Source organism: Undibacterium sp., assembly GCF_030683615.1.
GTDB lineage: Bacteria > Pseudomonadota > Gammaproteobacteria > Burkholderiales > Burkholderiaceae_D > Undibacterium > Undibacterium umbellatum.
Genome location: NZ_JAUXQE010000004.1, coordinates 52,566 through 68,581, shown reverse-complemented (window position 1 = coordinate 68,581; position 16,016 = coordinate 52,566). Strand labels below are relative to the sequence as shown.

Annotated in this window: 13 protein-coding genes; 6 read left to right on the top strand and 7 right to left on the bottom strand. The window is 48.5% G+C overall.

The features are described from left to right. The first annotated feature begins 812 nt into the window (after positions 1–812). Both Q8K39_RS01270 and Q8K39_RS01265 read left to right on the top strand, forming a co-directional pair. Positions 813–2,345: a tryptophan halogenase family protein gene (locus Q8K39_RS01270; protein WP_305257977.1), complete on the top strand. Its 1,533-nt coding sequence runs from the start codon at positions 813–815 to the stop codon at positions 2,343–2,345. A 1-nt stretch (position 2,346) separates the two neighbouring features. Further along, positions 2,347–3,066: a DUF6445 family protein gene (locus Q8K39_RS01265; protein ID WP_305257976.1), complete on the top strand. Its 720-nt coding sequence runs from the start codon at positions 2,347–2,349 to the stop codon at positions 3,064–3,066. Between the two features lie 155 nt (positions 3,067–3,221). On the opposite strand, the gene Q8K39_RS01260 is transcribed toward Q8K39_RS01265, so the two are convergent. The 3 genes from Q8K39_RS01260 to Q8K39_RS01250 all read right to left on the bottom strand — a co-directional run bounded on the left by Q8K39_RS01260 (position 3,222) and on the right by Q8K39_RS01250 (position 6,376). Next, complete coding sequence (locus tag Q8K39_RS01260; RefSeq protein ID WP_186954730.1) at positions 3,222–3,416, bottom strand: hypothetical protein; 195 nt, start codon at positions 3,414–3,416, stop codon at positions 3,222–3,224. 140 nt (positions 3,417–3,556) lie between these two features. Further along, entirely contained in the window at positions 3,557–6,169 is a 2,613-nt protein-coding gene (locus Q8K39_RS01255; RefSeq protein WP_305257975.1) for a TonB-dependent receptor, read from the bottom strand. A 78-nt stretch (positions 6,170–6,247) separates the two neighbouring features. Then, positions 6,248–6,376 (bottom strand): hypothetical protein, encoded by a 129-nt coding sequence (locus Q8K39_RS01250; protein ID WP_305257974.1) that lies wholly within the window; start codon positions 6,374–6,376, stop codon positions 6,248–6,250. A 645-nt stretch (positions 6,377–7,021) separates the two neighbouring features. Here Q8K39_RS01250 and Q8K39_RS01245 point away from each other — a divergent pair. After that, positions 7,022–7,759: a YoaK family protein gene (locus Q8K39_RS01245; protein WP_186954732.1), complete on the top strand. Its 738-nt coding sequence runs from the start codon at positions 7,022–7,024 to the stop codon at positions 7,757–7,759. A gap of 55 nt (positions 7,760–7,814) precedes the next feature. Here the strand turns inward: Q8K39_RS01245 and Q8K39_RS01240 are convergent, their stop codons facing one another. From Q8K39_RS01240 to Q8K39_RS01225, 4 genes are all read right to left on the bottom strand, one after another. After that, the gene (locus Q8K39_RS01240; RefSeq protein ID WP_186954733.1) at positions 7,815–8,474 is read right to left on the bottom strand and encodes an amino acid ABC transporter permease; all 660 of its coding nucleotides are present in this window, start codon (positions 8,472–8,474) and stop codon (positions 7,815–7,817) included. A gap of 123 nt (positions 8,475–8,597) precedes the next feature. After that, a complete protein-coding gene (locus Q8K39_RS01235) occupies positions 8,598–9,404 on the bottom strand; it encodes a cystine ABC transporter substrate-binding protein (protein ID WP_305257973.1) in 807 nt (268 codons plus the stop codon). Positions 9,405–9,633: 229 nt separating this feature from the next. Continuing rightward, a complete protein-coding gene (locus tag Q8K39_RS01230) occupies positions 9,634–9,948 on the bottom strand; it encodes a hypothetical protein (RefSeq protein ID WP_186954735.1) in 315 nt (104 codons plus the stop codon). Positions 9,949–10,255: 307 nt separating this feature from the next. Beyond that, entirely contained in the window at positions 10,256–11,932 is a 1,677-nt protein-coding gene (locus tag Q8K39_RS01225) for a peptide chain release factor 3 (RefSeq protein ID WP_305257972.1), read from the bottom strand. Positions 11,933–12,154: 222 nt separating this feature from the next. On the opposite strand from Q8K39_RS01225, the gene Q8K39_RS01220 reads away from it, so the two are divergent. The 3 genes from Q8K39_RS01220 (at position 12,155) to sppA (ending at position 15,895) form a co-directional block, all read left to right on the top strand. After that, the gene (locus tag Q8K39_RS01220) at positions 12,155–12,901 is read left to right on the top strand and encodes a hypothetical protein (protein WP_305257971.1); all 747 of its coding nucleotides are present in this window, start codon (positions 12,155–12,157) and stop codon (positions 12,899–12,901) included. A 90-nt stretch (positions 12,902–12,991) separates the two neighbouring features. Further along, the gene (locus Q8K39_RS01215; RefSeq protein WP_305257970.1) at positions 12,992–14,005 is read left to right on the top strand and encodes a S1/P1 nuclease; all 1,014 of its coding nucleotides are present in this window, start codon (positions 12,992–12,994) and stop codon (positions 14,003–14,005) included. Between the two features lie 33 nt (positions 14,006–14,038). Beyond that, positions 14,039–15,895 (top strand): signal peptide peptidase SppA, encoded by a 1,857-nt coding sequence (gene sppA, locus Q8K39_RS01210; RefSeq protein ID WP_305257969.1) that lies wholly within the window; start codon positions 14,039–14,041, stop codon positions 15,893–15,895. Positions 15,896–16,016 lie beyond the last annotated feature (121 nt).

The following is a 16,016-nucleotide window of genomic DNA, read 5'->3' as shown; positions in this document are numbered from 1 at the left end:
GCTGGCTTGATCACCACTTCCATGGCCTTGCGAGCCAATCCTGATACCAGTGCATATACCACCAGTAAGTGAAATGCGATTACCAGCCCTATACCTATAAACTTCTTCCCCGGCTCTTGCTGGCGATTTGAAAAATCCATTACTGCTCCTGTCATTTTATTTTTTTAAACCGGACACTCGCGCCAACACCACGCCAGCATAACTTTATAAAATCCCATCCGGGTTCAAGCGCTCCATTCCATGAGTAAAGCGGGCAAAGCAACAGGACTCTGGTCTGCCTTTTCAACAGAGAGTCCAATTGAATGCTAATTCACAGAAAGTCCCATTTGATTCCAAGCCATTATTAAAAGATGACCTGCTTCAAGCTTACTGTAGAGTCCTTAAAACTGGTTGTCAAGCGGTATCTATGTGGTATTAAATAAATTTCGCGCACATCAAGACCTTGTATAATTTCGCGGGCGCTTACACCTCTTTGTGGCGGCTTCAGGTAAGCGTCGCTTTTCGTGTTTTTTACAACTGGTCTTATCTGGATTTTTTCTTCTGTAGCACACAAATTCCAGTTCATTGAATGCGCTTTTCCTGTCCAGAATAATAAGTACATTCAAAGTTGATATAAAACTGATTCTATAAAAAAATAAAATCAAAATTTGATCAAATACCGAAAGGAATCAAGCTTGTAGTAGCAGAAAATATGTGAAATACTTAGCTGAGAACAAGTGAAATTTTCAAGGCTAAAAATTCAATTTCACGCCCTCCAGCAAGTCCCGCTTGTGCCGGACTTTTTTCTTGGCAAGTTTAAATCTGGCAAAAAAATGAGAGTAAAAAGTATTGCGATTATTGGTGGCGGCACAGCTGGCTGGCTCACTGCAAATCACCTGGCGGTGGAACTCAGGGCAGAGACAGATGTCACGATTACGGTCATCGAATCGCCAGAAATTGGTATTATCGGCGTCGGTGAAGGCACTGTCCCTCATATCAGGAAATCCTTGATGAAATTTGGCATTCCTGAAGCTGAGTTGCTTGCCACTTGCGATACCACCTTCAAGAAAGGGATCAAGTTTGTGGACTGGATGACGCCGTCTGCTTCAAATCCCGGAAATAGTTATTACCACCCATTTTCTTCGCCCTATCCCGGCGGCACAGATGTCACGGCGCTCTACCTGAAAAACTCTGGCAGCATGCATTTTTCAGATGTAGCAGAGACTCCTGTTCTTGCCGATGCAATGAAATCACCCAAGAAGGTGTCGTCAGCACAATATGAAGGCGTGGTCAATTATGCCTATCATTTTAATGCCGTTAAATTTGGACAGCTATTAGCAACAAATGCCAAAGAAAAATTGCGGGTCAAGCATAAATCTGCAACGATAGTCGACGCAAAGTTGAACGACCGGGGTGAGGTCGCTTATTTGATCACCAAGGAAGGAGAGCAACTGCATTATGATTTTTATGTGGATTGCTCAGGATTTCATTCACTGATCATGGGGAAAGTACTTAATATCCCTTTTATCGATAAATCTGCACAAATCCTGACGGACACTGCTCTGGCTGTGCAAATACCTACCGCAGCCGGGACTGAAATCCCGCCTTATACTTTAGCCAAAGCGCACGCCACAGGATGGATGTGGGACATACCACTGACCAACCGGCGCGGCGTTGGTTTTGTTTATTCAAGCGCGCATATGACAGAGGATGTGGCAATTCAAAACCTGTCAAAATATCTGCAACTGGATACAGATAAATTCTCGCCTCGCAAGATCCCCATGCGCATGGGCTACAGGGAGAAATTCTGGTGCAAGAACGTGGTGGCGCTGGGCCTGGCACAAGGTTTCGTCGAGCCGCTGGAAGCAACTTCCATCTTTGTCACCGATTTTTCTGCCGAACTGTTTGCACGCAATTTTTCAGTCGAAAAAGAAACCATGTCTGTGGCTGCGGATTATTGCAACAAAGTCGTCTCCTATACCTGGGAGCGTGTCATGGATTTTGTGCAAATGCATTACTGCATTTCAGACCGCCAGGATTCCGAATTCTGGCGCGCGAATACCAACGAAGCAAAACGCTCGGATATCCTGAGCGAGAGGCTCGCGATGTGGAAAGTCAATCCACCCAAGAAATCCGATTTCTTCAGCCGCTTTGATTTATTTGATGTAGATAATTTTCTCTTTGTGCTCTACGGCATGAAGTATCAAACCAGGCCCAGGAATATGACGGATTATGAAGAGGAATACTTCAAGCGCGAAATTGAAAACATAAAAATAAGTAGCCGGAAATTATCTGGTCAACTATTAGGGCATAGGGAATGGCTGGAAAAATTCCTGGCAGCTTACGCTCAATCATTAAGGAACTGAGATGGACAATGCTATAGATACCGCATTTTCTCTGCGCATGCCACCTGATATCCAAAGCGTGACGATAGGTGATCACCAGGCAATTATCATTGATAATTTTCTTCAGAATCCTGAAGAGATGAAAGCGATAGGGATCAGTAGCAGCTTTCATCCTTATCCAAATTTCGATAAAAAGAAAGGCTATCCAGGCATACGCGCCCAAGCCCCTGCTGAGTATTCAAACACGATCACTGAATTTCTTGAACCGCTCATCAAGCTTAATTTTGGCGTACCAGAAGAATTGGCCTTACGCAAAAGCATGTGCGCGTTTTCTTTGACGACCATGCAGGCAAATGACCTTAGCCCCTTGCAAAGGACACCGCATTTTGATGCGAGCAGCCCTCATCACATGGCGGTGCTGCTATACCTCTGCGATGAAAGACATGGTGGCACTGGTTTTTATCGGCATAAAGCAACAGGTTTGCAACAAATCACGGAAGCCACGCGCGAGCATTATCTGGATGTGTACTACGAGGAAATCAATGCCGTACGGCCACCAACCAGATACTTTGATGATAGCAATGAACATTTCAGTTTTTTGGGCATGATACCTGCCAAATTCAACCGACTAGTGATTTATCGCGGCAGCTTATTGCATACGGCCTGCATTAATCCAGCATTGAGCATTAACGACAACCCGCGCAGTGGCCGCCTGACTGTGAATACTTTTTACGATTTCTGAAAAGAATTTTTTGCTTGCTTGACGATTATTTAAAAATTCACAAGCATTGAATGATGGAATGATCGCCCCCATGAGATAGTTAAAGCATTTTAATCTGCCAAATTTTCAAAAAAACCCGGCAGATTTTCGTGCATGAAGCTATGACCGCATCCAGATTATTGTTGGCATGCAATGAAGTAATACGATGCATTGCCCATTCTCACTCCTGCATATTGAGAACCTGGCCAAACCGCCTGGCAATAGCTCGCGCCATCCACATTGCCAGTGACAGCAAAATAGCGAATTTCGGCAGCAGTAGCGTTTCCTGCAACAGCACACAACATCAACAAGGATACAAGCATTTTTTTCATGAAATTCTCCGTATGTTTTATGAAGCACTGATAGGGACTACAAATTTCCCTGGTCATTAGACCTGGAAAAATACTTAACAAAATTGGTGATGGAAATTGTCGTGCAAAAAAAACCTGGCAGAAGCCAGGCTTTTTTTACATCAGAACTTCGCCGAGAGGCTCAGTCTGTAAGTGGTTTCACCCAGGAAAGACCAGGCTGGGTAGCCGCCTTTCAATGGTGTTTTTACAGTTGTATCGTACCCTGCTGCACCGTACTGGACATCATCTTGTTTGAGCAAGTTAATGGCTTCAAACTGCAATCTGAATTGCTTGTTGATGTTCCAGCCAAAGCTCGCATCCAGTGTGCCATATGGATCATGCATACGGTTGCCGTAGTAACCTGTTTCGCGGACCATATACTTGGAACGCCAGTTGTAAGCCAGACGTGCAGAGTAATCAGCATTTTCCCAGTAGCCAACCAGGTTGACGTTATGCTTGGATGACAAGGTGAAGACATTGAGCCTGTCCTGATAGCTGATCGCAGGCGCTTTCGCATTTGCCAGTGTGTAGTTGGCAACAACACCAAAGCCATTGTCGAAAGAGTGATTGATCTGCGCTTCCAGACCATCAATCTTGCCGCCGCCAGCATTGACATAACGGTTGACTGTCCAGCTGTCTTTGCCTGTATCAGGGCTGACCACACCGATGCTTTGATTGACCTGGGTATCACTGGTGATGAAATTGTTGATGTCTTTATGGAAGTACATCAAGGAAATCAGATTGCCTTTACCATAGTAATACTCCACTCCCAAATCAAACTGGGTTGATTTCATCGGCTTCAAACCGGCAGAACCAAAGTTCACGGTTTCATTCCCTGCCACAGTATCCCGGTAACCGATTTGCGTGGACAGGAACATGTTTTCATAGTTAGGACGTGTCACGGCTTGAGAGGCCGTCGCACGCAAGATCACATTTTTCTGCAGATCATAAGCGATATTCAAACTTGGTAGTACATCGCTATAGCTGGCACTATTTGTGACCAGAGTACGGCCCCAACCATCATTTTGACCTACATCACCTGCTGCCAGTGGCGTACCATCAAGCTTGTAACCCGTGCTGTTCACTTTGGTTTTGATATAGCGCAGGCCAAAATTACCATGCAGCTTGTCTTCTTCAAAATTGAACATACCATAAGCAGCGGTATTGTCTTCTTTCAAGATACCCAGGCCTGACCTGTCTTCAACCCAGCGAGTAACAGCACCGAGTGAACTGGCCAGCATGGCGCTAGTGTTAGGACGTGGGTAAGACCAGCCTGGCGTGCCCATTTGTATCGTACCGTCGTACAGGCTGGCTGTAGATACTGACGGTGGATTATTGGAGATGGCGCGATCTGTATGCTTCTCGAAGGTATGTTCTGTAGTACGGAAACCTGTTTTGAAGGAGGAAATCGAACCCCAGTTCAGTTTCAATGTCAGATCAGCTTGTGCAAAATTCTCTTTATCAGAGTTTGGTCCACGTGCCAGTGCCCAGGTCGATACATCGGAATTGGCAGGCAGGTTTGCCAGGCCAACAGACTGATTGGAAGATGGATTAACCTTGATCAGCGTGCCTGTTGCATCGACAGTACCTGTCCATTTAGGCAGATTACCACCACTGTAACCATAGTTGGTCGTCAGTGACGTACCGCCGTCTGCCTTGGTAGTGCCAGCTACGGCTTCAAGTTTGAAGTCATTGGTTTTGTAGCTACCATTCACGGTAAAACTGTCTGACGTCATTTTACCTGCACGCGCCCAGGTTTGAACGAAAGGTGCAGAGGTGTTTGCCAGCGTTGTGTTGCTGCTTAAGCAAGCACCTGCTGCGTTCCGGGCTGTACAGCTATTACCCTGGAAAATATAGTGGCTGCTATTGGAGTTATTGGCGTCCAGCTCCAGCTTCATATAGTTCAGGCCAAGATCGAAACCTTGCGCTGGCTTGGCTTGCAAGCTGATATTAAATGCCTTGCGTTCACGTTCCTGAACAAAAGTGGATGGCGTTACGTCGTCAGACCAGCGTGCATCTGCTTCAACACCGCGACGGATATAGTCACTCTTCTCTCTGGCACCAGCGACCAGCACACCAAAAGAGTTGGCATCATTTTTCCAGGCGAACATGCCAGAAACATCAGTACCGATTTTATCTGTCAAACTGCCTTTACTTGCTTTCACACCGACGTAAGCTGAATTAGCAGCCATGTCGAGAGGTTTGCGTGTCTTGACGATCACCGTGCCGCCGATACCACCTTCAGTCAAATCTGCCTGGGAAGATTTGTACACTTCCATGCCACCGATCAATTCGGAAGGCAGCAGGGAGTAATTGAAGGAACGGTCAATTGCTTGCTGATCATACCAACCTGTCGAGGCCACAGTCTGGCCGTTCAAGGTGGTGTAAGTCATTTGTGGATCAGAGCCACGGACAGAAACCGAAGCACCCTGACCGAAAGCGCGACCAACGGTCACGCCTGGAATACGGCCCAGCGATTCACCCACGTCATTGTCAGGCAACTTGCCCACATCTTCTGCGGACACGGCATCGACCACCCCATTGGCATTGCGCTTGATATTGACTGCATTTTGAAGTGCTGAGCGAATACCAGTGACAGTTACCTGCTGAACTTCATCTTTTGCGCCTTTTTTTGAATCAGCTTCCTGTGCTTGCGCAGTCATCGCTACGCTCATCACCATCACAGCAACTGCCGCTGCGATAGGTGTCAAATTATTTGCAGAATTACGTTTCATATACTCCCCCAAGAAATTCCTAATCAAAGTTTCAGCTTCACATGAAAACTGAAAATTCCAAAAATTAGACCTGCACGCTTACATAAAATCCACTTCAATACCACAAGCAAAACCACCCCTCTCATCCAGTTTTACTTTTCCCAGGAATGCAAGAATATTGCGACCTGGCTGTGTTTTTTTTCTCGCGGCGACTGCGGTATTGGCCATGGATCTCACGCCACAGTATCGACTGTGGCCACGACAGGCGTACTCTGAAGCCATCCCCTATTTAGCAAATTCACATGCAAATATCGGCTTGTGGAAAATACTTAACAGCGAATGAGGCTCACTTTAAGGAGCGTAAAAGTGGTTGTCAAGCGGTATCTACGTGGTATCATCGCTACCATTATTGGTATTATCGTAAAGCGTTAGCAAACATGCATAAGCTTATGTTTTTTATGAATAATTTATATTTAGAGTGAAAATTCACACTTAAGTGGACTGTATCCAACAGCCAACACAATATAATTAAACAATATGCATGGGCAAAAGCAAAAGCCAAAGTTTCCCTTTGAAGGAAAGCAGCGTTTCGCAAGTTGGAATGCTGCGTTTCAAGGTAATGAGAAAAACTGTTTAGCTGTTCCGAAACTTGATTATTGCGAAGCTGACCAGATAAAATCCAACTGGTATTAGATTGGCACCGAATTTGCGATCTTCGAAGACTTCAAACAGAGTCCATCGGAGGTGAATCCGGTTTTTTTCATTCTTCATTCCGCGCAAGTTTCTGCTGGCATGGCCGCGATCTGCTTTTGCCGCACAATCTGGATTACACTATGAGGCACAACGGCAACCGCCCCTTCTGAATCCTGACGCATGCCCTTACATTATCTGTCCGCTCTTACCTCACCCAAACGCACGCCACAAGCGAATCTCCATCTGGGTGTCACACTGGCTTGCGTGGCAGGGGCGTTGAATGCCGGTGGTTTTTTGGCAGTTGGCCAATACACTTCCCATATGACAGGCATGCTGTCGTCTGCGGCTGATGATTTGATTTTGGGGAAGATACTGCCCGCCTTTGCCGCACTGTTTATGTTGATCGCCTTTGCATGGGGAGCGGCCTGTACGGCTATCATGGTCAATTTCGCCAAGCGCAATCATTTTCGTTATATCTACACCCCGGTCTTGCTGCTGGAAGCATTGTTACTGCTCGTGTTTGGTCTGGTTGGTACCGAATTGCAGGAACATGCCGTCATCACCGTCTCTTTCACGACGGTCTTACTCTGCTATGTGATGGGCTTGCAGAATGCGCTGATCACCAAAATTTCCAAGGCAGAAATACGCACGACCCATGTCACCGGCCTGGTGACAGACATAGGCATAGAAGTCGGGAAAATGATTTACTGGAACAGGAATAAGGAAGAAATCCATCATCAAAATGAAGTGGGAGCCAATCTGCAAAAATTGCGCCTGCACAGCTTGCTGGTATTTGCCTTTTTTTCAGGCGGCTTGCTGGGTGCTTTTGGCTTCAAGCACTTCGGCTTCATTTCCACACTGCCAATTGCGACTGCGCTGGTGGTGCTGTCGCTGGCCCCGCGACTGAAAAACATGTGAGTCTGCCGGTGCTGTTACAAACATCAAGAGGCAACATGCCTGAAAACCCGGAAAATCATACTTGATGGGCTTTTTGCAGGCGCTTTTCCAGTCGCCTTTGCACGACTTCAAAGCACAGACTGAGCGCCCAGTATATGGCTGCTGCAGCGATATACAGCGGTAAGGGCCGAAAACTGGTGGCGATGACTTCCTTGGTCGCCAGCATCAATTCTGTCACGGTGATGACAGATACCAGCGAGGTATCCTTGATCAGACTGATAAGGGTATTGCTCATGGAAGGTACAGCGACGCGCATGGCCTGCGGCACCACGATATAGCGCAGCGTCTGCGCATAGTTCAGGCCCAGGCTGGAACTCGCGGCCCACTGTCCACGGCTGACACCAAGTATCGCACCGCGTATGCTTTCCGACAGATAAGCACCAGAGTTAAGACTGAGTGCCAATATGCCAGCCGATGTCGCCGAGAACTCGACGCCCAGGCTGGGCAGCCCGTAATAAATGACGAATATCTGCACCAGCAAGGGTGTACCGCGTATCAGGCTGACATAGACGGCAGCTGGCGCACTGATAGCGGCAAATGGCAAAATGCGCGCCACTGCCAGCAGGAATCCCAATATCAATCCCCCCACCATGGCACCAATGGCAAAAAGCAAGGTATAGGCCACGCCCTTGAGCATGACAGGGGCTGCCATCTGCAGCAATTCCAGAATTTCCATGGCGACTTTAAAAAGAAATATCCCCGCAGGACGGGGATAGTATTGTGATTAAGTGGAATCAATCCACTTAATCATACAGCTTAAGCAGCCGACATTGCAGGGCAAAGTCAGCCAGATTGCAACTTACTGTGCCGCTGGGGCCTTGCTGACATCCTTGCCAAACCATTTGTTGGAGACTTTAGCGAAACTGCCGTCCTTGATGATTTCGGCCAGCGCCACGTTCAAAGCTGCGGCGAACTTGGGATTACCCTTTTGAAAGGGAATACCATTTTTGGCAATTTCACCGATAGGTGCGCCCGCTTTGACTGGCAAGTTGGTCGCTTTCAACAAATAAGCAACCATCAGGCTATCATTCAAGGCGGCGTCAACACGGCCTGCGGCCAGGTCTTGCAGGTACTCAGGTGCGCCGGGATAGCTCTTCACTTCAATACCAGCCACGGCCTTTGCCCGTTCTTCATAATTGCTGCCCTGCCCCACACCCAGTTTTTTGCCTTTCAGGTCATCCAGGCTTTTGAATTCGCGCTTGTCATCCTTTTTGACGATAAGCTGGGCACTGGACAGGGTGTATGGGTCAGAAAAATCAAAAGTTTCCTGACGCTTGGCTGTGACACCAACCTGATTGACGATCACATCGAACTTGCCCGCAGAAAGGCCAGCGAGTATGCCGCTCCATTCAGAGGTCACGAATTCTGGCTTGACGCCCAATTTGGCGGCCAGCAATTTGGCGACATCCACATCAAAGCCGGCCAGTTCATTGGTTTTGGTATCTTTGAAATTGAAGGGTGGATAAGTCCCTTCCAGTGCAATTTTAAGGGTACCGCGTGTTTTGACAGTATCCAGCAAATCAGCAGCACTTGCAGTCAGAGACGCACCTGCCAGCACCAGCCCAGCAAATAAGGCGGAGATTGTTTTTCTTGTAGAGACTTTCATTGTATTCCCAGGAAGTTTTCTGCCCCCATCTCATGGAAGGAAGCGGATTCATTGAAACATGCCAGATGGAAAAATTATCCGGCGACCTGGGTATGATATGGAGCCAGGCTGGATAAGGACAACGAAGTATTTCTTATTTGCATATACCAGGTGGTTCTATATGCGAAAAACAAGGAAGATGTGCAAATGGTGAAAACACGTCCCTGATGACAGAGACGTGTCACATAGTTTAGAAAGACGGCAGGTCGTTGAGGCTATTGCCAGGTACCTCATTGCTGGCGGTGCTCAGACCACGCACACCATCCTCATACTGTACTCCGACCACTTTTGGTCCAAGGATGATGCCGTTTGCGCTTTGAAATTTGGGCAAGACTTCGTCGCCATTGGCGATGGTATCCAGGACTGCTTGCACATCTGCCTCCTGAGGGTCCTCCACCATGGCTGGCGGCATGACTTGCCCACCCTTGCTCTTGCCCCAGCGCACCTTGGCGATACGCTGACCACTGTCATCAAAACGGACGGCTTCTATAAAAAATAATGCCATGATCACGCTCCTCATCAAAGTTGCAAAGAAAATCGGGAAGGAAATGCTTTAGCTCATACAAACGGCCAACGCTAATTTTTGGGATTACGAATACTCTGCACGCTTGCCTGACACCTCATCTTGCGCCTTCAGTATGACAGCTATATGTCATGGTGTCGTGCAAAAAAAGCACCTTAAATCAACATGTTAGCAAATTAAAATCTGCATTCAAGTAAATTTTATTGCCCCCAATGGCAAAGCGGCTGACAGAAGCTTTTCGCTCTGTCAGCCGCTTGCTTGCTAGCTTTGACTTATTTAGCGGAATTCTTTACCCAAGCTTCGCAGCATGTTCCCGCGTCGCGTGAAAAGTTACACCAGGCCAACGTTCTTGTGTCAGCTTGAGGTTGACACCCGATGTCGCCAAGTAAGCCATATTACCTGCAGCATCATAAGCGATGTTGCCGCCTGCGCTTGAGCGCTCAAAGTCAGCCAGCATTTTCTTGTCGTCACAACTGATCCAGCGGGCGCTGCTGATACTGGTGCCTTCAAACACGGCATCAACGCCGTATTCATTTTTAAGACGGCTGGCCACCACTTCAAACTGCAAGACACCGACCGCCCCCAGCACCAGATCACTGCTGACGACAGGCTTGAATACCTGTACCGCACCCTCTTCACCCAATTGCTGCAAGCCTTTTTGCAATTGCTTGATTTTCAGCGGGTTCAAAATACGTGCTGTACGGAAAAAGTCTGGAGCGAAGTAAGGGATGCCGGTAAATTGCAGCAATTCACCTTCAGAAAAACTGTCACCTATCTGCATGTTGCCGTGGTTGGGCAAACCGATGATGTCACCAGGATAAGCCTCTTCCACCTGTTCGCGTGAAGAAGCCATGAAGGTCACAACGGACGATACCTTGATCTCGCGGTTCAGGCGCAAGTGCTTGAGCTTCATGCCGCGTTCAAAACGTCCAGAGCATACGCGCAGGAAGGCGATACGGTCGCGGTGAGCCGGGTCCATATTCGCCTGGATTTTGAAAATGAAACCAGAGAATGGCGTTTCTTTTGGTTCGACTGAACGGATGGTGGCATCACGTTCACGCGGTGCCGGCGCCCAATCCAGCAAGGCGTTCAGGATTTCACGCACACCAAAGTTATTGATGGCAGAACCAAAGAATACTGGCGTTTGCACGCCAGCTAAAAAGTCTTCCAGGCTAAATGGATGGGATGCGCCATGCACCAGCTCAACTTCCATCTTCAGTTGTTCGATTTCCAGTGGGAACATTTCTACCAGACGAGGATTATTGATGCCCTTGATGACTTCAAATTCCTGATCCGCACGTTCGCTACCTGGCGTGAACAACAAAATCTCATCTTTCAGAATATGGTACACACCGCGGAAAGTCTTACCCATACCAATAGGCCAGGTCACTGGTGCACAATGTATCTTCAGTACCGACTCCAGCTCATCGAGCAATTCCAGCGGGTCGCGGGTTTCGCGATCCATCTTGTTGACGAAGGTGATGATGGGCGTATTGCGCATGCGGCAAACATTGAGCAGCTTGATGGTCTGTTCTTCCACACCCTTGGCGGCGTCGATCACCATCAGGGCAGAATCCACCGCCGTCAACACGCGATAAGTATCTTCAGAAAAGTCCTGGTGACCGGGAGTGTCGAGCAGGTTGACCACGTGGTCGCGGTATTCAAACTGCATGACGGAGGATGCCACCGAGATGCCGCGCTGCTTTTCTATCTCCATCCAGTCGGAAGTCGCATGGCGACCGCTCTTGCGCGCCTTGACCGTACCCGCCAGTTGAATCGCGCCTGAGAACATCAGCAGCTTTTCTGTCAGCGTGGTTTTACCCGCATCCGGATGGGAAATAATGCCGAAGGTGCGGCGGCGTGCCACTTCGCGGCTGATCAGGTCTTTCGATGCCGCGCTGGACGTAGTCGTCTCTGCGACTGACTCGTGGCCGGATTCAGCGCTATCGTCTGGGAATGTATTCATGGTGTTCATGCTGATGCCGCAAAAATGGAAGAAAAACACGCAAGTTTAGCTGGTATTGAGGTCGAAGTCGAATGCAAGGATTTGCAAAGCAAGGCAATTTGACAGTTCCATGACCAGGAAATAAAAGAAATAACAATTCCATCATGGATTTTCTTGCACTTTCCTGTAGCGATGCCATGATATGCACATACCTTCGTTCACGATAGATCAATGTAGATAATCATGAAGAAATTTGCTCTTAGGGCAACATTCTCTCTCTGTATATTGTCAGCCATGCCTGCGCAAGCGGGTTCTGGCTATTATCTCGTTAGCATCTATGAAAATGAGGGTGAAAAGACCGTAGACTTCAAGACCTGGTCTTCTTTCGTTGATAATCGCCCTACTTCGACTGCGCCTGACCTGGGTTTCAGCTACATGCCCAACAAGACCTGGTACACCGAAGTATATGCAACCTGGTTCCGGCGCGGGGCTGGTTCAATGGCAAACAGTGCATGGACCTGGCAAAACGATTTCTTGCTCACCCGTGGCCAGTATGATGTTGACGTTGCCTTGCATACAAGTCTGAACAAGAACACTGACAGCAGCCGGGGAGTGGATTTTGAATTTGGCCCTGCCATGCAAACCGGGTTTGGCCGCCTACAGATAAATACCAACCTGTTCCTGGAACGCACCTACCGCACCAGTCCGGCGACGCGCATGCAAATGAAATACCAGTGGCAGACCAAATACCGCTACCGACCCGAGCTGGAGTTTGGCTTGCAGGGCTTTGGAGAACTGGGTGATTGGGATAACTGGTCGGCACTGGCTCAGCAATCGCACCGGGCTGGCCCGATGGTATCCGGGAGTTTCAAGTTGGGGAACGCGGCAGACAACAAGCAAGCCATCAGGTATGAAGCATCATATGTAGTCGGCAAACTCAATACCCGCCACGCAGGCGTATTCAGCATGCGCCTGCAATACGCATTCTGATCCGAACACAATCTCCCCAGTTTGCTATATCCTCATCATCTTTGCTTGTTATCATCTTTGGTGTTTTTTTACTATCTATTTGATCTTTCTATGAAAAAGTTACTGATCTCTGCTTTCATGCTGGCACTGGCCAGCTTGCCACAACTGAGTTTTGCCTGGGGTGCCGATGGTCACCAGACTGTGGGGGCAATTGCTGAAAACCTGTTGGCAGGTAGCAAAGCGGGTATCCAGGTCAGAGCACTGCTGGGTACAAATACCCTGGAAAAAGTCGCCGTATGGGGCGATTGCGTCAAAGGCATAGCGCCCGAAAAAGACTTTACCTATACCTCCACTGGCCGTTACCCGGAGTGTGCATCCTTTGAGACGACCGCAGGCATCGATGCCATGGCAGATTATGTGAAACGCAACAATACCAATTGTAATCCGGCCTTTGATGAAGAAAACTGCCACAAGCAATATCACTATGTCAACGTAGCGCTGCAACATGAACACTATAAATCTGGTTATGTAGGCACCAGCGATCATGATATCGTCAATGCCATTCGTGCAGCCGTTGCGGTGTTGCAAGACAAACCACAACCCAAACCATTCAACTTCAAAGATAAGCAAGAAGCACTGACACTGCTGACCCACTATGTAGGCGACTTGCATCAGCCTCTGCATGTAGGCTCCATCTTTTTGAACGCCGATGGGAAGATCGTCAACCCGGATGAAGGCCAGTATGACCGTGGCAGCACTACCGTTGGTGGCAATGCATTGCAATGCCCATGTGGCAACCTTCACGCATTGTGGGATGATCTGCCTCAGCAATTCAAGCGTGGCCGCATGAATGAAGCACTGACTAAAAAAGCCAGGGCAATAGCGCCTGCCAATGCCACCATAGAAGAATTGCCGGCATTGTGGGCCAACGATGCCATTCGCGATGCCAAACAACTGTTTGCCGGTACCCAATTCAGTAAAAGTACACCGAACCAAAGAGGAAATAGCTGGTCTATTGCCTTGCCACTCGAATATGAAAAAACCATGCTGAACATGAAAGAAAGTGCGCTGGCACGTGCGGGTGCTCATCTGGCTCAGTTGTTAAAATCCATCTGGCCTGAATGATTCAGTTCTAACGTCACATTAGGAAAATTTGCTATGGCTTTTACCCCACTACGCTGGATAGGAACGGGCTTCAAATACCTCTGGAATGCGCTGGATTTCAGCCGCCGGGTATTTTTCAACCTGTTGATCCTGGCTATCCTTATCATGATCATCGTTAATATTCTCAGTAGCGGGGTGAAAAAGATAGAAAACAAAACTGCCCTGATACTAAATATTAAGGGTACGCTGGTTGAACAACACGATAGCAACCCAAGGGAAGCTTTGCTGGCAGAAGCCAGAGGCGAAGCCAAGAAAACCACGCAATTGCGCGATGTTCTGGCTGTGCTGGATCAGGCAGCCAAAGACCCGCAAATCAGCAGTGCAGTATTAATGCTGGACGAAATGGACGGCGCTGGCCTGGCTACCCTGCGTGAAGTAGCGACCGCAATTGACAGGTTCAAGGCCAGTGGCAAAACCGTGGTGGCCTGGGGTTCCAGCTATGACCAGCGTCAATACTATCTGGCTTCCCGTGCGAATGAGGTATACCTGCACCCTATGGGCACTGTAATGATTACCGGTTTTGGCAAATACCGTAATTATTACCGCGATGCCCTCGACAAGCTTGGTGTCACCGTGAACGTGCTCAAGGCTGGTAACTTTAAAAGTTTTGGCGAACCTTATGTTGCCAACGGCCCATCGAAAGAAGCCGCTGAAGCAGAAAGCTATTTATTCAATGGCTTGTGGAAAACCTATACCACCGACGTTGAAAAAGCCCGCAAATTGCCTGAAGGCGACATCATGCGCGGCATCAACGACCTCAGCAAACTGCTGGTCGCTGCTGGCGGTGATATCGCCAAACTGTCACTCAATGCCAAACTGGTTGATGGACTGAAAACCCGTGATGAACTGCGTGAAATCATGCTCAAGCGCGGCATCAAGGATGAGCAAATCAAAAGCTTCCGCCAGATCCCTTTTGACGACTACCTGACCAGAGTTAAAACCAAGGCCTTTGGTGATGCAGTTGGTGTTATCGTCGCAGCAGGTGAAATCAGCGAAGGCATGGCACCTCCGGGCTCTATCGGTGGATTGTCTACAGCGCAAATGATACGCAAGGCACGGGAAGATGACAGCATCAAAGCCCTGGTCCTGCGCGTTGATTCGCCCGGCGGTAGTGCTTTTGGTTCTGAACTGATACGCAGGGAACTGGAACTGACGCGCAAGGCTGGCAAACCCGTTGTGGTCTCGATGGGGGACGTCGCTGCATCCGGTGGTTACTGGATTTCCATGGCGGCTGACGAAGTGATTGCAGATGAAGCCACGATTACTGGCTCTATCGGTGTCATCGCCATATTGCCATCCGCCGACAAGGCTGCTGACAAACTGGGCGTGCACACTGCTGGTTCACCGACCACCTGGCTGGCCGATCCTTTCAATCCTTTGCGTCCGTTCAACGCACGTTTTGCCCAGGTTTTGCAAAGCAGCATAGACCACACTTATGCAGACTTCACTTCCAAGGTAGCGGCAGCACGTAAAACCACGCCTGAAAAAATCAATGAAGTTGCCCAGGGCCGCGTCTGGACTGGCACACAAGCCAAGGAGCGCGGCCTGGTTGATACCATAGGCAATTTTGGAGATGCATTGAAATCGGCATCTACCCGCGCCAAGCTGGGCGCAGATTACCGCATCAGCTATATCGAACGTGAACCTTCAAAGATAGACCGTATTTTAAGTATCTTTGATGCCACTGCCGCCAGGGTATTGCATGACAATTTCAAACTCGCCGTCGTACCAACGGGTATGCCACCAGCGGCTGCAAGCCAGGTCCTGAAAGACCTGAGCTGGTTGGCAGAAGTCAATAAAGAAGGTAAAGGCTTTACCGCATTGACGCATTGCCTTTGTACTGCCCCATAAGACTGAAGCGTCTTGAATAAAAAGTCCCGCGTCTTTTCGCGGGACTTTTTTATTTGCACAGTGGTTTCACAGCCGGTATGACAAATGTCATCTCAAACTGATGGCATTTGCTTCTGTTTTA

Bases quoted from the DNA above. Each gene is read 5' to 3' on its own strand.
- Q8K39_RS01270 (WP_305257977.1), top strand. From the start codon at position 813: ATGAGAGTAAAAAGTATTGCGATTATTGGTGGCGGCACAGCTGGCTGG.
- Q8K39_RS01265 (WP_305257976.1), top strand. From the start codon at position 2,347: ATGGACAATGCTATAGATACCGCATTTTCTCTGCGCATGCCACCTGAT.
- Q8K39_RS01260 (WP_186954730.1), bottom strand. From the start codon at position 3,416: ATGAAAAAAATGCTTGTATCCTTGTTGATGTTGTGTGCTGTTGCAGGA.
- Q8K39_RS01255 (WP_305257975.1), bottom strand. From the start codon at position 6,169: ATGAAACGTAATTCTGCAAATAATTTGACACCTATCGCAGCGGCAGTT.
- Q8K39_RS01250 (WP_305257974.1), bottom strand. From the start codon at position 6,376: ATGGCCAATACCGCAGTCGCCGCGAGAAAAAAAACACAGCCAGGTCGC.
- Q8K39_RS01245 (WP_186954732.1), top strand. From the start codon at position 7,022: ATGCCCTTACATTATCTGTCCGCTCTTACCTCACCCAAACGCACGCCA.
- Q8K39_RS01240 (WP_186954733.1), bottom strand. From the start codon at position 8,474: ATGGAAATTCTGGAATTGCTGCAGATGGCAGCCCCTGTCATGCTCAAG.
- Q8K39_RS01235 (WP_305257973.1), bottom strand. From the start codon at position 9,404: ATGAAAGTCTCTACAAGAAAAACAATCTCCGCCTTATTTGCTGGGCTG.
- Q8K39_RS01230 (WP_186954735.1), bottom strand. From the start codon at position 9,948: ATGGCATTATTTTTTATAGAAGCCGTCCGTTTTGATGACAGTGGTCAG.
- Q8K39_RS01225 (WP_305257972.1), bottom strand. From the start codon at position 11,932: ATGAATACATTCCCAGACGATAGCGCTGAATCCGGCCACGAGTCAGTC.
- Q8K39_RS01220 (WP_305257971.1), top strand. From the start codon at position 12,155: ATGAAGAAATTTGCTCTTAGGGCAACATTCTCTCTCTGTATATTGTCA.
- Q8K39_RS01215 (WP_305257970.1), top strand. From the start codon at position 12,992: ATGAAAAAGTTACTGATCTCTGCTTTCATGCTGGCACTGGCCAGCTTG.
- sppA (WP_305257969.1), top strand. From the start codon at position 14,039: ATGGCTTTTACCCCACTACGCTGGATAGGAACGGGCTTCAAATACCTC.